The 20269-nt window shown below is 50.2% G+C and carries 23 protein-coding genes; all 23 read left to right on the top strand.

The annotated features are described in order from the left end of the window. The first annotated feature begins 17 nt into the window (after window positions 1-17). The 23 genes from spoIIAA to ccsB all read left to right on the top strand — a co-directional run bounded on the left by spoIIAA (window position 18) and on the right by ccsB (window position 20205). The gene (spoIIAA, locus tag EDM59_RS08175; RefSeq protein WP_122923117.1) at window positions 18-368 is read left to right on the top strand and encodes an anti-sigma F factor antagonist; all 351 of its coding nucleotides are present in this window, start codon (window positions 18-20) and stop codon (window positions 366-368) included. Further along, window positions 369-818: an anti-sigma F factor gene (gene spoIIAB, locus EDM59_RS08170; protein WP_092268184.1), complete on the top strand. Its 450-nt coding sequence runs from the start codon at window positions 369-371 to the stop codon at window positions 816-818. A gap of 12 nt (window positions 819-830) precedes the next feature. Continuing rightward, window positions 831-1586 (top strand): RNA polymerase sporulation sigma factor SigF, encoded by a 756-nt coding sequence (gene sigF, locus EDM59_RS08165; RefSeq protein ID WP_122923116.1) that lies wholly within the window; start codon window positions 831-833, stop codon window positions 1584-1586. Window positions 1587-1753: 167 nt separating this feature from the next. Beyond that, entirely contained in the window at window positions 1754-2368 is a 615-nt protein-coding gene (locus EDM59_RS08160; protein WP_092268189.1) for a stage V sporulation protein AA, read from the top strand. Further along, window positions 2365-2784 (top strand): stage V sporulation protein AB, encoded by a 420-nt coding sequence (locus EDM59_RS08155; protein WP_122923115.1) that lies wholly within the window; start codon window positions 2365-2367, stop codon window positions 2782-2784. Before EDM59_RS08160 ends, EDM59_RS08155 begins: the two co-directional genes overlap by 4 nt. Before the next feature lie 103 nt (window positions 2785-2887). Further along, complete coding sequence (gene spoVAC / locus EDM59_RS08150; protein WP_122923114.1) at window positions 2888-3373, top strand: stage V sporulation protein AC; 486 nt, start codon at window positions 2888-2890, stop codon at window positions 3371-3373. Between the two features lie 13 nt (window positions 3374-3386). After that, window positions 3387-4412, top strand: a complete 1026-nt coding sequence (gene spoVAD / locus EDM59_RS08145; protein ID WP_122923113.1) for a stage V sporulation protein AD — start codon at window positions 3387-3389, stop codon at window positions 4410-4412. After that, a complete protein-coding gene (spoVAE, locus tag EDM59_RS08140; RefSeq protein WP_122923112.1) occupies window positions 4412-4762 on the top strand; it encodes a stage V sporulation protein AE in 351 nt (116 codons plus the stop codon). Before spoVAD ends, spoVAE begins: the two co-directional genes overlap by 1 nt. A 32-nt stretch (window positions 4763-4794) precedes the next feature. Then, on the top strand, window positions 4795-5412 hold the full coding sequence (spoVAEA, locus tag EDM59_RS08135; protein ID WP_122923111.1) for a stage V sporulation protein SpoVABEA: 618 nt from the start codon (window positions 4795-4797) through the stop codon (window positions 5410-5412). Next, window positions 5363-6832 carry a spore germination protein gene (locus EDM59_RS08130; RefSeq protein WP_122923110.1) on the top strand — a complete coding sequence of 490 codons (1470 nt, stop codon included), beginning with the start codon at window positions 5363-5365 and terminating at the stop codon, window positions 6830-6832. The genes spoVAEA and EDM59_RS08130 overlap by 50 nt, the downstream gene beginning before the upstream one ends. A gap of 164 nt (window positions 6833-6996) precedes the next feature. Next, window positions 6997-8319, top strand: coding sequence for a diaminopimelate decarboxylase (lysA, locus tag EDM59_RS08125; protein WP_092268196.1), 1323 nt, complete (start codon window positions 6997-6999; stop codon window positions 8317-8319). Window positions 8320-8464: 145 nt separating this feature from the next. Beyond that, window positions 8465-10741 carry a GGDEF domain-containing protein gene (locus EDM59_RS08120; protein WP_122923109.1) on the top strand — a complete coding sequence of 759 codons (2277 nt, stop codon included), beginning with the start codon at window positions 8465-8467 and terminating at the stop codon, window positions 10739-10741. 68 nt (window positions 10742-10809) lie between these two features. Continuing rightward, window positions 10810-11244: a peptidylprolyl isomerase gene (locus EDM59_RS08115; RefSeq protein WP_092271984.1), complete on the top strand. Its 435-nt coding sequence runs from the start codon at window positions 10810-10812 to the stop codon at window positions 11242-11244. 147 nt (window positions 11245-11391) lie between these two features. Further along, a complete protein-coding gene (locus EDM59_RS08110) occupies window positions 11392-12060 on the top strand; it encodes a site-2 protease family protein (protein WP_092271987.1) in 669 nt (222 codons plus the stop codon). Between the two features lie 18 nt (window positions 12061-12078). Further along, entirely contained in the window at window positions 12079-12846 is a 768-nt protein-coding gene (locus tag EDM59_RS08105) for a segregation and condensation protein A (protein WP_122923108.1), read from the top strand. Next, a complete protein-coding gene (scpB, locus tag EDM59_RS08100) occupies window positions 12836-13420 on the top strand; it encodes an SMC-Scp complex subunit ScpB (protein WP_092271994.1) in 585 nt (194 codons plus the stop codon). The genes EDM59_RS08105 and scpB overlap by 11 nt, the downstream gene beginning before the upstream one ends. A 96-nt stretch (window positions 13421-13516) precedes the next feature. Continuing rightward, complete coding sequence (locus EDM59_RS08095; RefSeq protein ID WP_122923107.1) at window positions 13517-14686, top strand: D-alanyl-D-alanine carboxypeptidase family protein; 1170 nt, start codon at window positions 13517-13519, stop codon at window positions 14684-14686. Then, window positions 14679-15269, top strand: a complete 591-nt coding sequence (locus EDM59_RS08090; RefSeq protein ID WP_122923106.1) for a nucleoside recognition domain-containing protein — start codon at window positions 14679-14681, stop codon at window positions 15267-15269. Before EDM59_RS08095 ends, EDM59_RS08090 begins: the two co-directional genes overlap by 8 nt. An 11-nt stretch (window positions 15270-15280) precedes the next feature. Next, window positions 15281-15814, top strand: a complete 534-nt coding sequence (locus EDM59_RS08085) for a spore maturation protein (protein WP_122923105.1) — start codon at window positions 15281-15283, stop codon at window positions 15812-15814. A 110-nt stretch (window positions 15815-15924) separates the two neighbouring features. Further along, the gene (locus tag EDM59_RS08080) at window positions 15925-16674 is read left to right on the top strand and encodes a pseudouridine synthase (RefSeq protein WP_122923104.1); all 750 of its coding nucleotides are present in this window, start codon (window positions 15925-15927) and stop codon (window positions 16672-16674) included. A gap of 110 nt (window positions 16675-16784) precedes the next feature. Beyond that, on the top strand, window positions 16785-17309 hold the full coding sequence (gene resA, locus EDM59_RS08075) for a thiol-disulfide oxidoreductase ResA (RefSeq protein ID WP_122923103.1): 525 nt from the start codon (window positions 16785-16787) through the stop codon (window positions 17307-17309). 13 nt (window positions 17310-17322) lie between these two features. Then, window positions 17323-18951: a cytochrome c biogenesis protein ResB gene (gene resB / locus EDM59_RS08070; RefSeq protein WP_122923102.1), complete on the top strand. Its 1629-nt coding sequence runs from the start codon at window positions 17323-17325 to the stop codon at window positions 18949-18951. A gap of 24 nt (window positions 18952-18975) precedes the next feature. Then, complete coding sequence (gene ccsB / locus EDM59_RS08065) at window positions 18976-20205, top strand: c-type cytochrome biogenesis protein CcsB (protein ID WP_092272015.1); 1230 nt, start codon at window positions 18976-18978, stop codon at window positions 20203-20205. Window positions 20206-20269: the final 64 nt, after the last annotated feature.

Below are 20269 nucleotides of genomic sequence, written 5' to 3'. Positions count from 1 at the left end.
GAAGGAGTGAGTCAGCTATGAGTTTGCGCATCGCGATGGAGACCAAGCAGGATGTGCTGGTAATCCGTTTGCAGGGAGAGCTGGACCATCATACGGCAGAAGAGCTGCGCGGTAAGGTGGATGAAATTTTGCGCGCCCCCCATATTCGCCATATTGTTTTGAGCTTGGCTGAATTAACGTTTATGGACAGTTCAGGCATCGGAGTCATTTTAGGCAGATACAAGCAAATATCCGCACGCTCGGGGGACATGTATGTGACCTCCATCAACCCTACGATTTACCGGATTTGTGAGATGTCTGGCTTATTCAAAGTGATTAAGTTTCGTGAAAACGAAGCAGATGCTCTGCTCGTCCTGGGGGTGGCGTAAATGATGGCACAACGAAATTTTATGTCCGTGTCGTTCGCAGCGTTAAGTCAAAATGAAGCGTTTGCCCGTGTAGCGGTCGCCTCGTTCATTTCTCAGCTGGACATTACAATGGACGAGCTGGAGGAGATCAAGACGGTGATTTCTGAAGCGGTGACCAATGCGATTATCCACGGGTACGACGAAAATCCAGAGGGTGTGGTACATATCTCCGTGCAAATTGACGAGGGAACCATCGACATCGTCGTGGAAGACAAGGGAAAAGGGATCGAAGACGTGGAGCAAGCCATGCAGCCATTGTATACAACCAAACCGGAGCTGGAGCGTTCTGGAATGGGTTTCACCATTATGGAGAATTTCATGGATTCTTTGGAAGTGGCGACTTCCGTCGGTAAAGGGACGACAGTTCGCCTAACCAAACGCCTGTCGTTTGCCAAAGCCTTGCAAAATTAGGGGTAGTGCCAAATGGGTGCTGATATCAAAAATGCGAGTCAACCATTTCTGACCAATGACCAAGTGAAAGAGTTAATCGCCAAGAGCCAGGACGGTGATGCTGACGCACGTGAGCTTCTTGTGAACAGCAACATCCGGCTGGTCTGGTCCGTCGTCCAACGTTTTATAAACCGTGGCTATGAAGCAGATGACTTGTTTCAGATCGGTTGTATCGGTTTGCTCAAAGCCGTCGACAAGTTTGATCTTTCCTATGACGTGCGTTTCTCGACGTATGCTGTTCCCATGATCATTGGGGAGATCCAGCGGTTTTTACGCGATGACGGAACTGTCAAGGTGAGTCGATCGTTGAAGGAAACAGCGAACAAGGTAAGACGAGCAAAAGATGAGCTGTACAAGCAATTTGGCCGTGCCCCCACGATCGCCGAGGTAGCGGATGCTGTGGGAATTACGCCGGAGGAAGTGGTCTTTGCTCAGGAAGCGAGCAGAGCCCCGTCTTCCATTCACGAAACCGTCTTTGAAAACGACGGAGATCCGATCACCTTGATCGATCAGATTGCGGATGAAGGCGTAAACAAGTGGTTTGAGAAAATCGCCCTAAAGGATGCGATCAGCCGCTTGAGTGAGCGCGAGCAGCTCATTGTCTATCTGCGCTATTACAAAGATCAGACGCAGTCAGAAGTGGCAGAGAGGCTTGGTATTTCGCAAGTTCAGGTATCGCGTTTGGAGAAGAGGATTTTGCAGACGATCAAAGATCAGATCGAGCATTGATGAACTACGAAATAGGCGGCACAGGAACACCAGAGCGAATCTGCTTTGGTGTTTTTTGATGTGCACAAAGAAACGAGTAGACTTACGGTTTCGATTAGGGGTATGGCATTTGGGGAGGGACACATACTAGCGAATACAAGAGAGGGAGCAAGAAGGAGGGGGTTATTTTGAAAGAGCCGATGTTTTTACGGCTGCGCAAGCGCTTGGCAGTTAAACCCGAGGCGCTGATCACGATGGGTGATGTCTGTCAGATTTACTGGAATGGAGAAAGGGAAGAGGCAATCAAGCGCATGCCGATCTACCGGGTGAAGCCAGAGGATGGCAACCTGATCATTATTGATATCATGCAAGTCATCCAGCGGCTGCGTTCTGCCTATCCGGAGGTAGAGCTGGATATTCAGGGAGCGCCGCAGCTTATTGTGGAGGTACTCAACCCTCGAAAGAATGCCAATCCGGTGCTCGTAGTCCTGGTATGGATTCTCCTGTTCGTCGGATCCGGTTTGGCGATCATGAATTTTCATACCGACGTGAGCATGCTTCAGGTCCATCAGCGAATCTATACGCTGATTACGGGCTTGGAGAGCAAACAGCCACTCTGGCTGCAGATTCCGTATTCGATCGGCATCGGCATGGGGATGATCCTGTTTTTTAACCACATTTTCAAGAAGAAAATCAACGAAGAGCCAAGCCCGCTTGAAGTCGAGCTGTTCATGTATCAACAAAGCCTCGATCAATACTACCTCCAGCACGAGAACAAGGAAAATCAGCGGACCAAGACATGAGTGTCTGGATCACGGTGCTGCTGGTGCTCATCGGGCTGGGTGGCGGTCTTGCTGTCGGCAGCGGTTTGGTAGCGTTTATTACTGTGCTGGATATCATACCGCGCTTGACGCAGCTCACAAATGCTCACCGCTATATTCGCGCATTCGAGTGGTCCTTAGTCATGGGAGCTCTCTTTTTCACGCTCGTTGATTTTTTTCATTGGGGTGCGAGACTTCCTTTGTTCGTATCGTCGATTTACGGGATATTTGCAGGTATCTTTGTCGGCACTTTGGCAGCTGGCCTGACCGAGGTACTGAACGTATTTCCGATCCTCGCCAAGCGTTTACATATGGATGGCAAGCTGCTCTACCTGCTGATGGCAGTCGTATTTGGCAAAGTGACAGGCTCGCTTTTGCAATGGTTCCTTCACTTGTGAACTGGTAAATACCTCTATTCATAGGCATCTTTTGAAAAAGGAAGGATATAGGTACAGTTGACATTTTGGGCAATGAATCATAGTGAACAAAGGAGTGAAAAATGTGGCGACCAAAACAAAGTCCAAACCTATCGGGTCCATGCAAATGACCAAACAGCTATATCAGCAGCAGGCTTCCAAATACCAGCCGAAGCGAAACGTGCTGTTAAATTCCATCCGCGCTTTTTGGGTGGGGGGAGCCATATGTCTGTTCGGGCAAATCCTGCAAAATATGTACATTCACTTTTTCGGCTTTACGGAAAAAACGGCAAGCAATCCGACCGTGGCGACGCTCATTTTTATCTCGGTTTTGCTTACCGGGTTTGGGGTTTATGACAACATCGGTCAATACGCAGGCGCAGGCTCTGCCGTTCCTGTAACCGGCTTTGCCAACTCGATCGCAGCGGCAGCCATTGAGCACCGTAGCGAAGGCTTGGTGCTCGGTGTCGGCGGCAACATGTTCAAGCTCGCCGGGTCCGTCATTGTTTTCGGAGTGGTGGCCGCATTCATCGCCGGTATTATCAAAACCTTGTTCAAAATGATCTTCTGAGGGAGGGAACGCGGTGGATAGCAAGAAGCAAGTGTCCCGTATCAATCGGCAAACATGGCATTTCGCACAGGATGTTCGCTTGCAGGCATCAGCAGTGGCGGTAGGTCCCAAAGAAGGGGAGGGACCGCTGGCTGCTTTGTTTGACAAAATACACGACGATATGTACGCCGGTCAGCAGACGTGGGAGGACGCGGAAAAGCAGCTGATGGAGGATGCCGTGACGATGGTCCTGCAAAAAGCCAAGATCACGGAAAAGGACGTAGATGTCATTCTCGCAGGGGATTTGCTCAATCAAAATATCACGACCAACTTCACGGCGGAAAAGCTGGCGATACCTTTGCTCGGGATGTATGGTGCCTGCTCGACTTCGATGCTGACTTTATCCAATGCAGCCGCACTGGTCAACGCAGGCTACGCAAGCAAGGCTATCGCAGCCTGCAGCAGCCACAATGCGACAGCAGAGAGGCAGTACCGCTATCCAACGGAATACGGTGGTCAAAAGCCGCCCACGGCACAGTGGACGGTGACGGGCTCGGGAGCAGGTCTCGTCGGCATAGGCGGCAATGGACCGCGCATCACCTATGCCACGATGGGAAAGGTCATCGATATGGGGATTAAAGATCCATTTGACATGGGTTCGGCGATGGCTCCGGCTGCTGTGTCTACCTTGCAGACACATTTTCAGGACACGGGTCGATCTCCTCAGACCTACGATCTCATCGTAACGGGAGATCTTGCTTCCGTGGGGTATCCGATCGTGAAGGAGCTGATGCTCAAAGACGGATACAACATGGAGCCTGTCTACAACGACTGCGGTTTGATGGTGTTCTCTCCTGACCAGGACGTCTTCGCTGGCGCGAGTGGTTGCGCGAGCAGTGCTGTGGTTACGTACAGCTACATCATGGATCAGCTGCAAAAAGGGCTGCTAAAGAAAGTATTGGTTTGCGCAACCGGTGCGTTATTGAGTCCGGTCAGCTATCAGCAGGGACATTCCATTCCGTGTATCGCTCATGCGGTAGCACTCGAAGGAGGCATATGATGGAATACGTGATTGCGTTTGTCATTGGAGGTCTCGTTTGCGTAGTCGGTCAGCTGCTTATGGACGTTGCCAAGCTGACTCCTGCACACGTGATGAGTACGTTGGTCGTGACGGGTGTCGTCCTTGATTTCATAGGGGTCTACGACAAGTTTATTGACTTCGCCGGGGCGGGTGCAACGGTCCCGATCACGAGCTTTGGGCATTCTCTCTACCACGGGGCGATTGGCGAAGCTGAACGGCACGGTCTGATTGGGGTCGCGACGGGGATTTTTGAAGTGACCAGTGCAGGGATCTCGGCGGCGATTGCTTTCGGCTTTTTAGCTTCACTCGTATTCAAGCCAAAAGGATAACCGAGTTTCGCAGGTAGAGGCGGTGAAAGAGGATGGATCAAGAGCCACGAAAGGTAATCCTGGTGACAGACGGGGACCACGTCGCGCAAAAGGTAGTTGAAACGGTAGCCAGAGAACTGGGAGGCCGATGCATTTCTCTTTCTTCCGGCAACCCGACACCGCTTCGTGGTAAGCAAATGGTTGAGCTGATTAAAATGACTCCGCACGACCCCGTCATCGTCATGTTTGATGACAATGGAGACTTTGGGCAGGGGCGAGGAGAGCAGGCCATCGAGTATGTGGCCAAGCATCCGGATATTGAGGTGATCGGTGCGATCGCTGTGGCTTCCAATACGCGCTCTGTACAAGGGGCGACAGTCGCCTATTCCGTCGACAATCACGGACAGATCGTGGAAGAAGCTGTAGATAAGGATGGCTATGCGGATCAGGAATTGAAGCATCGAATCTATGGGGATACCGTAGATATTCTGAACTCTCTTCAGATCCAAAATGTAATTGGCATCGGAGACATCGGAAAGATGGAAGGCAAGGACAGCCTGAGTAGAGGATGCCCGATCACCAGAATAGCCGTGCAATGGATTTTGGAAAGGAGCAAAGTTCATGACCCAAGTAACGGAGAAGCGTCGTCCCATCTCAGAGAGGATCGATGAGAACAAAGCCTATTTGAATGATCGGCTTGGCATTGGAACCAGCTTTGACATCGGTGCACACGAATTTTTTATCGGAGGCACCCAAGTCGTTCTTTATTACATAAATGGGTTCGCAGACAGCCATTTGATCACTCAAATTATGCGAGACCTAAACGATTTGCGGAGCAGAGAAGTTCAGACCAATATTTTTGACCATCTGTTTTACAAGTACATTCCTTTTTTTCAGCTGGAAAAAGTAAGCAAAACGGATGAGTTCATGGACAAGCTGCTGGTTGGCCAGATTGGATTGATCATTGATCATTCCTCCGATGCGATTATCATGGATGCGAAAGTGCTGCCCGTTCGCTCTCCTCAGGAGCCTGATACCGAGCGGATCGTACGGGGGGCGCATGACGGCTTTACGGAAGCGTTGGTTATGAATACCGTGCTTACTCGGCGGAGAATACGGGATGAGAGACTTCGCTTTGAAATTATGCAAATTGGGGAGCGCACCAAGACGGATGTAGCGGTGGCGTATCTGCAGGATGTTGCGAATCCGAAGCTCGTAGACACCCTGAAGGAGCGACTGCAAAACATTCAAATCGACGGGATCCCGATGGCCGAGAAGACGGTCGAGGAATTCATTATCGGGAAGACGTTCAATCCGTTCCCCATGGTCCGGTATACGGAGAGGCCGGATGTGGCAGCCGTTCATTTATTGGAGGGACACGTCCTCATTTACGTCGATAACTCACCTAGTGTGATGATCACTCCGGCGACTTACTTTCATCATGTTCAGCATGCGGAAGAATATCGGCAAACACCAGTTGTGGGAGCTTACCTGCGATGGGTTCGCTTTTTTGGTATCTTTGCTTCTCTTTTCATTCTACCGGTCTGGCTGCTGTTGGTTATGCATCCGTCCATGATTCCAGATCAGCTCCATTTTATAGGGATCAAAGACAAAGGGAGCATCCCGTTATTGGCGCAATTTATGATGGCGGAGATCGGGCTTGATTTGATGAGGATGGCGGCCATCCATACTCCAGCTCCCTTGTCAGTGGCGATGGGACTCTTGGCGGCTATTCTAGTGGGGGATGTAGCGATCAAGGTTGGATTGTTTGCTCCAGAAGTCATCCTCTATCTAGCGGTTGCCGCTATCGGGATGTTTGCAACTCCCAGCTATGAATTGAGTCTGGCCAACCGTTTGGTACGGATCTTCTTGGTTTTGATGGTAGGCTTCTTCTCGACCCCAGGACTCATGATCGGGTTACTGGCAGTTTTGATCTGCCTGGCAGGTACGCGCTCTTTGAACACGCCGTATTTGTGGCCATTCATCCCGTTCAACTACAAAGGATTCAAAGACATCATGATTCGGATCGCGGTTCCGAGCAAGAACAACCGGCCAAGCATCGTCCGATCGCAAAATAGTTCCAGGCAATAATATTCTGAAAACGGCAGTGAACACCCATTGTCAAATGAACGTCCATGTAGTACATTTGGATGGGAAGCCTTACGGAGCCTGGTATGTTCGGCAACTGACACTCTTGTCGGTTGCCTTTCTCTATAGGAGAGATTCGTCGCAGAAGAATTGGGGAGGAAAGACACATGTTTTTACACGGGACAAGTCGAGTAAACGAGCAGGGGAACCTGGAAATTGGCGGCTGTGACACAACACAATTGGCAGCACAATACGGAACACCACTCTATGTATACGATGAAGCACAGATTCGCAGCAAGTGCCGTGATTATGTTGAGGCGTTCCGTAAATCTGGCTTTGCTTTTCAGGTAGCTTATGCCAGCAAGGCTTTCTGTACAATGGCCATGTGCAAATTGGTGGAAGAGGAAGGCTTGTCTCTCGATGTGGTATCCGGGGGAGAGCTGTATACAGCTCTGCAAGCGGGTTTCCCGGTTGAGCGTATCCATTTCCATGGAAACAATAAATCTCTCGATGAAATCGTAATGGCACTCGATGCCAAAATCGGTTGCTTCGTCGTCGATAATTTTTACGAACTGCACCTGCTTGACCACTTGGCAGCAGAACGCGGAGAAAAGGTATCTGTTTTGCTGCGCGTGACTCCTGGTGTGGAAGCTCATACCCATGAGTACATCTCTACGGGACAGGTTGATTCAAAATTTGGATTTGATGTGAAACACGGTCAAGCACTGGAAGCAATGAAATTTGCTCATGAAAGCAACCATCTGCATTTGCTCGGTGTTCACAGTCATATTGGCTCCCAAATTTTTGAGACGGACGGCTTTATCGTTGCCGTACAAAAGCTCACAGAACTGCTGGGTGCAGCAAAAGATTCCTTTGGATTCTTGCCTGAGGTATTGAATGTTGGAGGTGGCTTTGGTATCCGCTATGTAGACGGCGATACACCACAGCCTGCCGAAACGTACATCAAGGCAATCACAGACACGGTGAAAGCAGAGCTGAACGCACGTCATATTCCGCTTCCTGAACTGTGGATCGAGCCAGGCCGCAGCATCGTCGGCGACGCAGGCACGACACTGTACCGAATCGGTTCCCAAAAAGAAATTCCGAATGTCCGTAAATACATTGCCGTAGACGGTGGTATGACGGATAACCTCCGACCAGCCTTGTACCAGGCGGAGTATGAAGCGGCGATCGCGAACAAAATGAATGAAGCCGCGACAGAAGTGGTGTCCATCGCGGGAAAATGCTGCGAATCCGGCGATATGCTGATTTGGGATGTCAAGCTTCCTGCGGCGGTTGCCGGAGACATTTTGGCTGTCCCGAGCACAGGTGCCTATGGCTATGCCATGTCAAACAACTACAACCGCATCGCCCGCCCAGCAGTGGTATTCGTAAAAGAAGGCGAATCCGAGCTGGTGGTCAAGCGTGAGAGCTATGCAGACGTCGTTGGTCATGACCTGCTGCCGAAACGAGCTCAATTGCAGCGGTAATGAGGAAGAGAAATGAGCCTCCCTGGCTATGCAGGGAGGCTTTTTTAGGTCCGAAGTAACATTATTCATGAATCCTCCATCCCTCATTTACAGGAAATTAACAAGCGACTGCCATAATGGGGGTGGCGAGGAGGAACGATTCACCATGTGGTCGACGCTGAAGCAGCACTTTCGACGCATCCCCTTTTTTTCTTTGGATAAGCGCCAATGGATGAAGCAAGTCATTCGTCAGGAAGTTGACAAAGGGCGCAGTATCGTCATGTTTTATGTAGACATCGTCAAGCTGACTGAGGTAGAGAATCGTTACGGCGATGTGATAGCCAAACGGGTTCTGCAGCAATTTGAAAGGATTATGCCGCCTGTATCTAGGCAGGTGTTTGAGATGAGAGGGAAAATCCTCGCGATCCAGAAGCTATGGGGCGATGATTTTGCCATTTATGTTTCTTTTAAAGGGAGCCTGAATGAAGAGGATTGCCGGATGCTGTCCATCCATTTTCAGGAGCAGGCGGAGAAGCAGCTGAATCGTCATGTAGGCTTTGTCAATCGGGAAGCGCTGCGTGTCCATATAGGCTATGCGGACATACCGGGAGAAGATATTGTCAAAGAAATGTACACGTCCGTCAAGCGTGCTGTGCATATGGCAAAATACGGAGTCACATCCGAAACGTATACGAATGTTACACAGTTTCACAAGCTGCTCGCAGAGGAAAATGTCAGCATGCGCTTTATGCCCATCATTCATTTGCCGGACGGAGAGACGCTGGGCTGGGAAGCGTTGGCACGCGGGCCTGTGGACAGTCTTTTCGAGTCTCCAGCGATGCTGTTCAAATATGCTGAGGAGACGGACTCGGTTTTTCGATTGGAGCATATTTGTCGGAAACGAGCCATGGATCAGCTGCGCTATCTGAAGCCGTCACAGAAGCTGTTTATCAATCTCGATCCGCGTGCGATCGACGATCCGTACCTGCTGCGGGGAGAGGTCTTTTCCCAGATTGAGCAGTTTGGACTGAATCCTCACAATATTGTGCTGGAAATTACCGAGCGTCACGCGATCTCCAACTATGCGGTTTTTCGCAAAATCATTGAAGAATACCGGAAAAAAGGATACCTGATCGCAGTAGACGATGCAGGAGCGGGGTATTCCAGTCTGGAATCGATCACCGAGATTTACCCGGATTTTATCAAGCTCGACATGTCCCTCATTCGCAATGTGGATGTCGATCCGATCAAACAGGCATTGCTGGAGACATTCGTCCAATTTGCCAACAAGGTCGGGTGCAAAATCATTGCAGAGGGCATCGAGACGCAAAGAGAGCTGGAAACCTTGATGGAAGTAGGGGTCGCCTATGGGCAGGGCTACTATCTGGGGCGGCCAGACAAAGGGATGACGCATGTCCGCGGCGAGGCCTTGAATTTCTTGCGATTCATGCAGGAAAAACGAACGAGCGGACGAGATGAGCCTTTGCTCTTTACCCCCGCCATGTCGGAAATTCTCGTGAAGACGATCTGTGTGGATAAGCAGGAAAGAGTAAGGCGTGTCCATGAAATCTTTGAACAGAACCAGCGGATCGAAAGTGTCGTTGTGCTGGAAAAGGGAAAGCCGATTGGCCTCGTGATGCGTTTTCAGCTGTATCAAATCCTGGGGGGCCAGTACGGTATCGCCCTGTATTACGAGCGCCCGGTTTCACAGGTCATGAATGCAAATCCACTCACCGTGGATCGCGATGACAAGCTGGATGAAGTAGCCAGGCAGGCGATGGCCCGAGATTCCCACCATCTCTATGACGTGGTGATCATTACGGGTGAGGAGAAGGAGTACCTGGGGATTGTGACGGTCCAGAGCTTGCTGGACAAAATGGCCTCGATCAAGCTGGAAATGGCCAGCTCTGCCAATCCGCTCACAGGTCTGCCAGGCAATATACAGATCGAGCGGGAACTAAACAAGCGAATCAAGCAAAGAGAGTCACAAGTCGTCATCTACTGCGACCTGGATCGGTTCAAATGGTTCAACGATCGGTACGGCTTTGAAGTCGGAGACCAGATCATCGTGCGTACAGCAAATCTTTTAAAGGAAGCTGTGAGGTGCTATGGGAGTGCGACTGATTTCGTGGGTCATATTGGCGGAGATGATTTCATCGTCATTACGCAGGAGAGCTGTGCCGCTGAATTGGTCAGCTTTTTGATCAATGCGTTTTCACCGTATTTCATCGATATCTATGAAAAACGCCGGATGGGGGATGGTTCCGTACTCTCCATGTCCATGGCAGGCGTACGTCTGACACCGGGTTGTTATGCGAATGTGGAAGCGATTGCTGAGCGGGCAGCCTTTGTAAAAAAGCTGGCGAAGGAGCTGCCGGGGACCGTCTTTTTGGACGAGTGGGATTGTGCAGCGGATGATGTGCACACTGCGTCCCAGGGTTAAATTGGACGGCGCACCAAACGCATGGTAAAATGGGTACGTTAACTTTACCAGGTCTGGAGGCTATACATATGAAAAAAGCACAAATCACCATGGAAAATGGGAATGTGATCGAGCTCGAGCTGTACGATCAGGAAGCTCCTGGCACAGTTGCCAACTTTGAAAAACTGGCTAACGAAGGCTTCTACAACGGCTTGTCTTTCCACCGTGTTATCCCAGGTTTCGTAGCCCAAGGCGGATGCCCTTATGGAACAGGTACAGGCGGCCCTGGATACACCATCAAATGTGAAACGAAAGGCAACCCGCACAAGCATCTGCGTGGAGCTCTTTCTATGGCGCATGCTGGTAAAGACACAGGCGGAAGCCAGTTCTTCATCTGCTACGATTCTTTCCCTCATCTGGATGGCGTACATACTGTATTCGGAAAAATTACTTCCGGTATGGAACACGTGGATGCAATCAAGCAAGGCGACAAAATGGGTACGGTAAAAGTATCTGCTGAATAAGAGGGCTTTCTCTCCAAACACTGGCGATGGATTTCGCCAGTGTTTTTTGTTTGGGAAAGGACACGTGAATGCTAGGGGGAGAAGGCTTGTAAGCATATCCATCTACTGGTATGCTAGAAAATAGACGATTTTTTTGAGGAGGAACCAATGGATCTATTTCATTTTGATTGGAAGACGGTGCCGTTCCGCATGATTGCGTTCGTCATCGCCTTCTCTTTGCATGAATGGGCACATGCTTTTGTGGCCTGGAAGCTGGGTGACAACACGGCCAAGGATGAGGGGCGCTTGACCGTAAATCCGATTCCCCATATCGATCCGTTCGGCTTGATCCTGATTTTGTTTGGACCGTTTGGATGGGCGAAGCCAGTACCGATCAACCCGCTGCATTTTCGCGGAAACAAACGGCTGGGGATTGTGTACGTGTCTGCTGCGGGGCCGTTGGTAAATCTGGTGCTTGCCATCTTGTTCTCCGTCTTGTACATTGTGGTTGGCCACAATGACGCATTGGTGGGAATGAATGAAAAATTGGCATTCGCGATTCAAACCACGATGGAGTTTTGTATTGTGATCAACGCCGCCTTGTTTGTTTTCAACTTACTGCCGATTCCGCCTTTAGATGGATACAAAATTTTGCGTTTCTTGTCCCCTAGACATTTGGACCGATTCTACTACAATTTTGAAGTGTATGGACCGTGGATCCTGCTGTTGCTTATTTTTATTCCAGGAGTCAGTTCTACCATTTTCGGAATACCGATGGGCTTTATGATCCTCTGGGTGCAAAAAGTAGCCGTTCAGATCGTTACACTGTTCATATAAAGGAAACGAGGGACTACCGTGGCTTACAGCATCAAACTGGATTCCTTTGAGGGGCCGCTCGACCTGTTGCTCCATTTGATCGACAAGGCCGAAGTGGACATTTACGACATTCCCATCGCGGAAATAACCGAGCAGTATCTGGCGACGATTGATACGATGCAGCAGCTGCAGCTGGATGTCGCGAGCGAGTTTGTCGTGATGGCGGCGAGTCTCCTCTCGATCAAAAGCAAGATGCTGCTGCCGAAAAAAGAGGAGCACGTCTTTCAACAGCACCTCGATATGGACATAGAAGAGATCGACCCAAGGGAAGAGCTGGTACAGCGCCTGTTGGAGTATAAACGCTATAAAATGCTCGCCGAGCGCCTGCGAGAAATGGAGATCGGACGCAATCAGGTATATACTCGACCTGCAGAGAATTTGGCACCGTATGTGAAAGAAGAGGAGAACACCGTCAAGGACGTGACCCTCTACGACTTGATCTCCGCCCTGGAAAAGCTGGTGAAGAAGGTCAATGACAAGCAGCCGATCACCAGGGTATCCCGTGACGAAGTGTCGATTAAAGATCGAATGCATGAAATTCGCCAGCTGGTGCGGGTTGGGGGAGGAATGGTGCGTTTTTCTCAGCTGTTTTCCCGAGGAACGACTCGTTCCGAGATTGTGACCAGCTTTTTGGCTCTCCTGGAGCTGATGAAAGCAAAAGAAATTACGTGCATTCAAAATCAGTTGTTTCAAGACATCATGATTTGTGAGAACACGACGAAAGGAGTCCCTGAGGATGGACTATGACAAGCTGAAAGGCGTCATTGAGGGCTTGTTGTTCATTTCGGGCGATGAAGGCATCGATGCCAAGGAAATCAGTGAGATTACCGAGGTATCGGAGGAAGAAGTCATCGACTTGATTGAAGACATGAAAGCAGATTTCCGCCGGGCAGGCAGGGGGATTCAGATCGTAGAGGTCGCGCGGGCTTATCAGCTGACGACATTGCCTGAGCATGTGCCTTATTTCGAGCGATTAGCCAGTTCGCCTAGCCAATCGACCCTATCGCAGGCAGCACTCGAAACGTTGGCGATTATTGCGTACAAGCAGCCGCTGACCCGTTCGGAAATCGAAGAAATACGGGGTGTGAAATGCGAGAAGGCATTGAATACGCTGCTGTCCAAGCAATTGATTCGCGAAGCGGGACGAGCCGAAGGGATTGGGCGGCCGATCCTGTACGCGACGACCAAAGATTTTTTGGAACACTTTGGCTTGCGGGAAATAGGCGATCTGCCAGAACCCCCGGTCAATCTGGATATTGAGGAAGCTCGCTTGGAAGCCTCGGCTCTCTTCGGCAAAGCAGAAGAGACGACAAACGACTAGACACACCGGACAGTTTTTCGTACTAACAGATGACTCGTCCCCATATACATGGTACAAACCTTTGCTTCGCTGTACTTTGTAATGGGGAGGACGTTTATGAACGTACGAAATTTATTGTCCGGCGTGCTCGTCGTTTTTCTTTTTATACAGGCTCTGCTGCCAGCTACTGAGGTGAAGGCAGCGGCGTCTCCACCCGGATTGTCTGCGGAAAGCGCAGCCTTGATAGACGTTGCGAGCGGTCGCATCCTTTACTCGAAAAATGGCTCAAAGAAAATGAGGATTGCCAGTCTGACCAAAACGATGACCGCCATAGTCGCGATCGAGTCGGGCAAGCTGGATCAAGTCGTGACGGTTCCCCCGGAAGCGGTTGGTGTCGAAGGCTCCTCGATCTATTTGAAGCGTGGAGAAAAATTGACGCTGGAAGAGCTGCTGTACGGGTTGATGCTCCGCTCCGGTAACGATGCGGCTGTGACGATTGCGACAGCAGTGGGCGGCTCCTTGCCAGGCTTTGTATACATGATGAATGAAAAAGCGGCATTGATCGGGATGGAGCATTCCAACTTTACCAATCCGCATGGGCTGGATGACAGCAACATGCACTACTCCACGGCGGAGGATATGGTCAAGCTCTCTGCCTATGCGCTGCGAAACCCCGTTTTTCGGCAAATTGTCTCTACAAAAGTAAAAGATATTTCGTGGGAAGGCGAGCAGTGGGATCGAAGACTGCTCAACAAAAATAAAATGCTGCACCTATATAACGGTGCGGATGGCGTAAAAACAGGCTATACAAAGCTGGCAAAGCGCTGCCTCGCTACTTCTGCAACGAGAGAGGGACGACAGCTCGCCACCATTACCTTGAATGCATCGGATGACTGGAATGATTCAGCCAAGCTGCTCGACTGGGGGTTTGCGAACTTTCCTGTGAAAGAGCTCGTAGGACAAAAAGAAACCGTCAAGCCGGATACACCCGTCACGCTAGAAGCAGGTACTCATTTGGTCACGATGAATTCGTTCCGTTATCCGCTGCAGCAGACGGAAGCAGAAGCAGTCCATAAGAAAATTGTTTTAGGTGAGTCGATCATCAATGGAAAAATGAACGGCCAATTGGTAGGGTTCATGCAGATCTACCTGAAAGACGATATGATTGGCCAGGTGCCTCTTCTCGTGAGTGTGGACACACCGACATCAGCTCTTCCAAAAGCGGAGGCTCATAGCTTCTGGCAGCAGTTCTGGGAGATCGCTGCGGGGGGGCTGTGGAGTGCTTAACATCATCTGGCTGGCTCTGATTGTCATCAGTATCGTCGTAGCGGCGATTAACGGACGAATGGAGCTGATCAACCAGGCTGCGTTCGAAGGCGCGAAAACAGGAGTGACCGTATGCTTCGGCCTCTTGAGCATACTTGCATTCTGGATGGGGCTGATGCGCATCGCGGAGAAATCCGGATTGCTGGAGCTTTTGGCACGCGCTCTGTCACCTCTCATCCAGCTGCTGTTTCCCGATGTTCCCAAAGGGCATCCGGCAATTGGCTACATTCTGTCCAATATGAGCGCCAATTTGCTGGGACTGGGAAATGCAGCAACTCCGATGGGTCTCAAAGCCATGGAAGAATTGCAAAAGCTCAATGGCGATAAGCAGGTAGCCTCACCGGCCATGTGCACGCTTTTAGCGATCAATACGGCCAGCATCACGATCATACCGACGACCATGATCGCGATTCGCATGCAGTACGGCTCGGTCAATCCGGTAGAGATCGTCGGGACTACCTTGCTTTCATCCTTTGCTGCTACCATCGTAGCTCTGTTGATTGATCGCTGGTATCGTTATCGCCATGTACGTCGTTACCGATAGGGGGAAACCGCATGTACCAATGGGTATCCCTGATTTCTCTTTGGGCTATCCCCGTCACGATCGCCTTTGTGCTGCTTTACGGCTGGCGCAAGCAGGTTCCGGTGTATGAGACGTTTGTCGAGGGGGCAAAAGGCGGCCTGACGACAACGATTCGCATACTCCCTCACTTGATTGCGATGATGGTCGCAGTAACGATGTTCAGGGAATCCGGTGCCCTCGAGCTTTTGCTTGGCCTATTGAGACCCGTGCTGGATACGCTGCATTTTCCGGAAGAACTGGTCCCGCTGGCCTTGCTGAGACCGTTGACAGGTACAGGTTCGCTGGCCATCGCGACTGATTTGATCGCTCAGCACGGACCGGATTCTTTCCTGGGGAGATTGGCTGCAACCATGCAAGGCAGTACAGATACGACCCTTTACGTGCTGACTGTTTATTTCGGAGCCGTGGGGATACGCAACTCTTCCTACGCATTGAAGGTCGGACTGTGGTCGGATCTGGCTGGGGTTATCTTTTCACTACTTATCGTTACGTACGTTTTTTCATAATGAGCCAAATAGGATGGACAGGGAAAAACTTCCGCACCTCGGGGAAGTTTTTCCCTTTTTCTTGTCCACACTGGTAAGAATGGGTATGATGTTGTAGAGGTGAACCATGAATGGAACGATTACAAAAAGTATTGGCACACGCCGGAGTCGCCTCTCGTCGTCACTGTGAAGAATTGATTGTGCAAGGGCATGTACAGGTAAATGGCAAGGTGGTACGAGAATTGGGTACGAGAGTAGACCCGCAGGCTGATCAAATCTTGGTGCATGGAAGACCCATCCAAACCGAGCAGCATGTCTATCTGATGCTACACAAGCCCACAGGCGTCATTACGAGCGTATCCGATCCCCGTGGACGACGGGTTGTTACCGACTTGTTAAAAGGAATCAAAGAGCGGGTCTATCCCGTTGGACGATTGGACTATGATACGTCTGGCTTGCTGCTGCTTACCAACGATGGCGAGCTTGCCAACAGGCTGGCTCATCCGAGCTACGAGATTGATAAAGTCTACCGTGCATGGGTGAAGGGAGTCCCTTCTCCCGACAAAGTGAAGAGGCTGGCAACGGGTATTTCGCTGGAAGATGGCATGACATCGCCCGGTGAGGCTAGGCTGCTGAAAACGGCTCCAGCGAGAGACAAGGCATTGGTGGAGCTGACCATTCACGAAGGGCGCAACAGACAAGTGAGGCGCATGTGCGATGCGATCGGGCATCCCGTCCTTGCCCTGGAACGCATACGTCTCGGTTTTTTGACACTGGAAGGACTTTCGGCAGGACAATATCGTCCTCTGACCAGTGCGGAAGTTGAAAAGCTGAAGCAAGGACTCGTACAGAATCGGAAAAGCAGAGCGCGCAATCGTTGATTCGTTCAAAATGTGTTCATAAGTTATGCGCTGCCGGAAAATCTAGGAACGCTATAATAGAAAGGAAAAACGTTGCAATTCTAATAGTGGTAGATGGGAGTTAGGGCAACATGAACAAAAGCAATCGTACATACATAAGAGTCGCCGTATTGGGCCTCTTGCTCGTGGCACTTGTCTTTGCTCTCTATTCCAGCTTCGTTAAAGATCCGAACGCTGTTAAGGTAGGGAAAGCTGCACCAAATTTCAGTCTGCAGCAGCTGAACGGGCCAGATATGGCATTGAGTGATCTGGAAGGCAAAGGAGTCGTCCTCAATTTCTGGGGGACCTGGTGTGAGCCCTGTAAAAAGGAATTGCCGGCCTTGCAGCAGCAATACGACCAGTTCAAGGATAAAGGACTTGTCGTAGTGGGGGTAAATATTGGAGAGTCGACGGTTGCCGTAGAGCCTTTCGTGAAGCAGTTCGGTGTTAACTTCCCGATTCTCTTGGACAGTCAATCGCAGATTACCAAGCTGTATCGCATCGGACCGATCCCGACGACATTTTTCATTTCGCCGGACGGGGATGTAGAAGAAATCTTTATCGGTCAATTAAACGAAGCTATGATTGCACAAAAAGTGTCGAAAATCTTGCCGTAAGTGAGGTTCAATAATGGATCAGCGAAAATGTGAATGTGGACATACCAATCCCATTGGGACGCTGCTCTGCGAATCTTGCGGCAAGCCGCTGGACATTGAGATCGAGGAGCAGACAGCATTTCCGGACATGCGCTACGAAGGAATGGCGCGCCGTTCACAAACGTATACGAAAAAAGTAATTGATCGAGTTTGGAACTGGTTTTCTTCTGTCAAAATTGCAATCGGTATCATTATTGTCATTTTGATAGGCTCCGCTGTAGGAACCATTTTTCCGCAGCAGCAATACATACCTGTACCAGTGCCCACCGAGGCCGATGTCGCCCGTTTTTATACGGAAACCTACGGGAAGCTGGGTACGATCTACTATGAATTGGGCTTTCACAATCTGTACTCTTCCTGGTGGTTTGTAACGCTTCTCGTGATGCTGGGGACATCCCTCGTGATCTGTAGTCTTGACCGGGTCATTCCCCTGTACAAAGCGTTGAAAAAACCACGTCTCAACCAGCATAAGTCTTTTTTGAAGGGACAAAAGCTGTTTGCGGAAGGGCCGATGCCAGAAGGAGCCAAGCAGGACGAGCTTCTGGCAAATGCCGCGCAAGTGCTGCGTAAAAAAGGCTATCGGATATTCTCCACGGATCGAGCCCTGATGGCGGAAAAAGGCCGGTTTAGCCGTTGGGGGCCTTACATTAACCACATTGGTTTGATTCTTTTCTTGATTGGCGTTTTGATGCGCAGTATTCCCGGCTTTTTCATGGACGAATACGTATGGGTCCGCGAAGGGCAGACCGTTGCGATCCCGGACACGCCTTATTACGTCAAGAATGTTTCCTACCACACGGAATACTGGTCGGAGAGCGAAATGCCCGAGAAGCTGGATTTAAAAGGCGGGGTCATTCCAAAGAGCTTTCAGACAGATGCCATCCTGTACTTGAATAAAAACGCGGACTTGCCGGGAGCAAAGCCAGACCTGATAGAAGTAAAAAGCGGACCGATCGTCGTGAATCATCCGATGGAGCACGAGAGTCTTTACCTCTATCAATCAGGTGTACAAGAAATGCAATTGGGAGCGCTTAACTTCAACCTCATCGATCAAAAGAACGGGAATAAAGAACTTGGCTTGATCAAGGTCGATCTGTACGACCCTCCCAAAGAACAGGATCTAGGCAATGGTATCAAAGTTCGAACACTGGATTACTTCCCCGATTTTATTATGGGGGCTGACGGTAAGCCAGCCACGCAAACCAACCTGCCCAAAAATCCGATGGTCGCTCTGGAGATCGTTGCGGACAACGGAAAGACCAGTGAAAAGATGGTGTATCTGCAAGGCTCTGTCATCACGCAGAAGTCCGATCCACAATATGGTTTGGTCATCCGTAAGCCTGATTTGATCGATATCACGGGATTGAATGTTCGGATGGACAAAGCAGTGCCGTTGATCTACTTTGGATCCTTTATTTTCATGATCGGGGTAGCGATGGGCTTCTTCTGGCAACATAGACGGATTTGGGTCCAGTTCCAAGAGGATGACGTAATGCTGGCAGGACATACCAACAAAAACTGGTTTGGCTTGCGCAGAGAGGTTGACGGGCTGATCGAACAGACGAAGCTGCCATTGACCGTAGAAGAAAAATCGAAGGCGTAATCGCTTCAAGGAGGGACACTTGACGTGCAGTTCATCCAAGTGAGTGACTGGTTATTGGATATTGCGTTTCTGCTCTACGTGCTCTCGTCCATTGTTTTCGTCATAGCTATGACGGGGAAGAATTGGGCGGGGCGCGACCCCAAGCAACATGAAGCAAAGTATGGACGGATTGCCTACTGGCTCGCCGTCATCGGCTTTATCGCACAGACAGGCTATGTCGTGACTCGCTGGATTGGGGGAGGACATAGCCCAACCAGCAACATGTTCGAGTTCATGGCGTTTTTGGATTTCTGTATTATTCTTGCCTATCTGATTATTTACAGGATTTATAAGCTGACGGTAATCGGAGCATTCGTGTTGCCACTCGGCGTGATCATGCTCGCGTACTCCTATGTGTTTCCCAAGGATGTTACACCGCTGATCCCATCTCTGCAAAGCTACTGGCTGCATATTCACGTAACGACAGCAGCGCTAGGTGAGGGGATTTTGGCAGTCGGCTTTGCGGCTGGTCTGATGTATTTGATCCGCACAGTACCGCAAACCGTATCTACGAAGAGTACCAAATGGCTAGAAGTCGTTCTGGCTGTTGTGCTGATGCTGGTTGGTTTTATCGGGATGGAATCGACATTCGCCCGTATGGACCAGAAAACAGTATTTGAAATGAACAAAGAAACACAGAATGCAATGGGGCAGATGGAAAAGGCTCAGGCTGAGTACACGATGCCAGCTCTTGTAGCTCCAGCTGATGCTACGATCATCAAGCAAGGTCCGATGTCTCCGCTGTTTACAGCGCCTACGTGGATGGAAGGCAAGGATGCTGCTCGCAAGCTGAACACCATGCTTTGGTCGGTGCTTACAGGTGTTGTATTGTATGGGGTTCTGCGGTTGATCTTCCGAAAACGTCTGGGGGCATTGATTCAGCCATCTGTAGAGGGCATTGAACCAGAACTGCTGGATGAAATCAGCTATCGTGCCATCAGTATCGGATATCCCGTGTTTACGCTGGGTGCCCTGATTTTTGCCATGATTTGGGCGCAAGAAGCGTGGGGACGCTTCTGGGGTTGGGACCCGAAAGAAGTATGGGCATTGATCGTATGGCTGTTCTACAGCGCGTACTTGCATTTACGACTCTCCCGCGGATGGATCGGTGCGAAGTCTGCCTGGATGTCCGTTATCGGGTTTGTCATCATCTTGATCACACTGGTCGTAGTCAATCTGGTTATTGCTGGTTTGCACTCCTATGCTGGTGTATAATTTATCCGAGAAAAAAGCTGGTCTAGACCAGCTTTTTGGACTATCTTCCATCATTTATACGAAA

The sequence above is a fragment of the Brevibacillus nitrificans genome (assembly GCF_003710965.1).
Lineage (GTDB): Bacteria > Bacillota > Bacilli > Brevibacillales > Brevibacillaceae > Brevibacillus > Brevibacillus centrosporus.
This window is presented reverse-complemented; position numbering and strand designations above follow the sequence as displayed.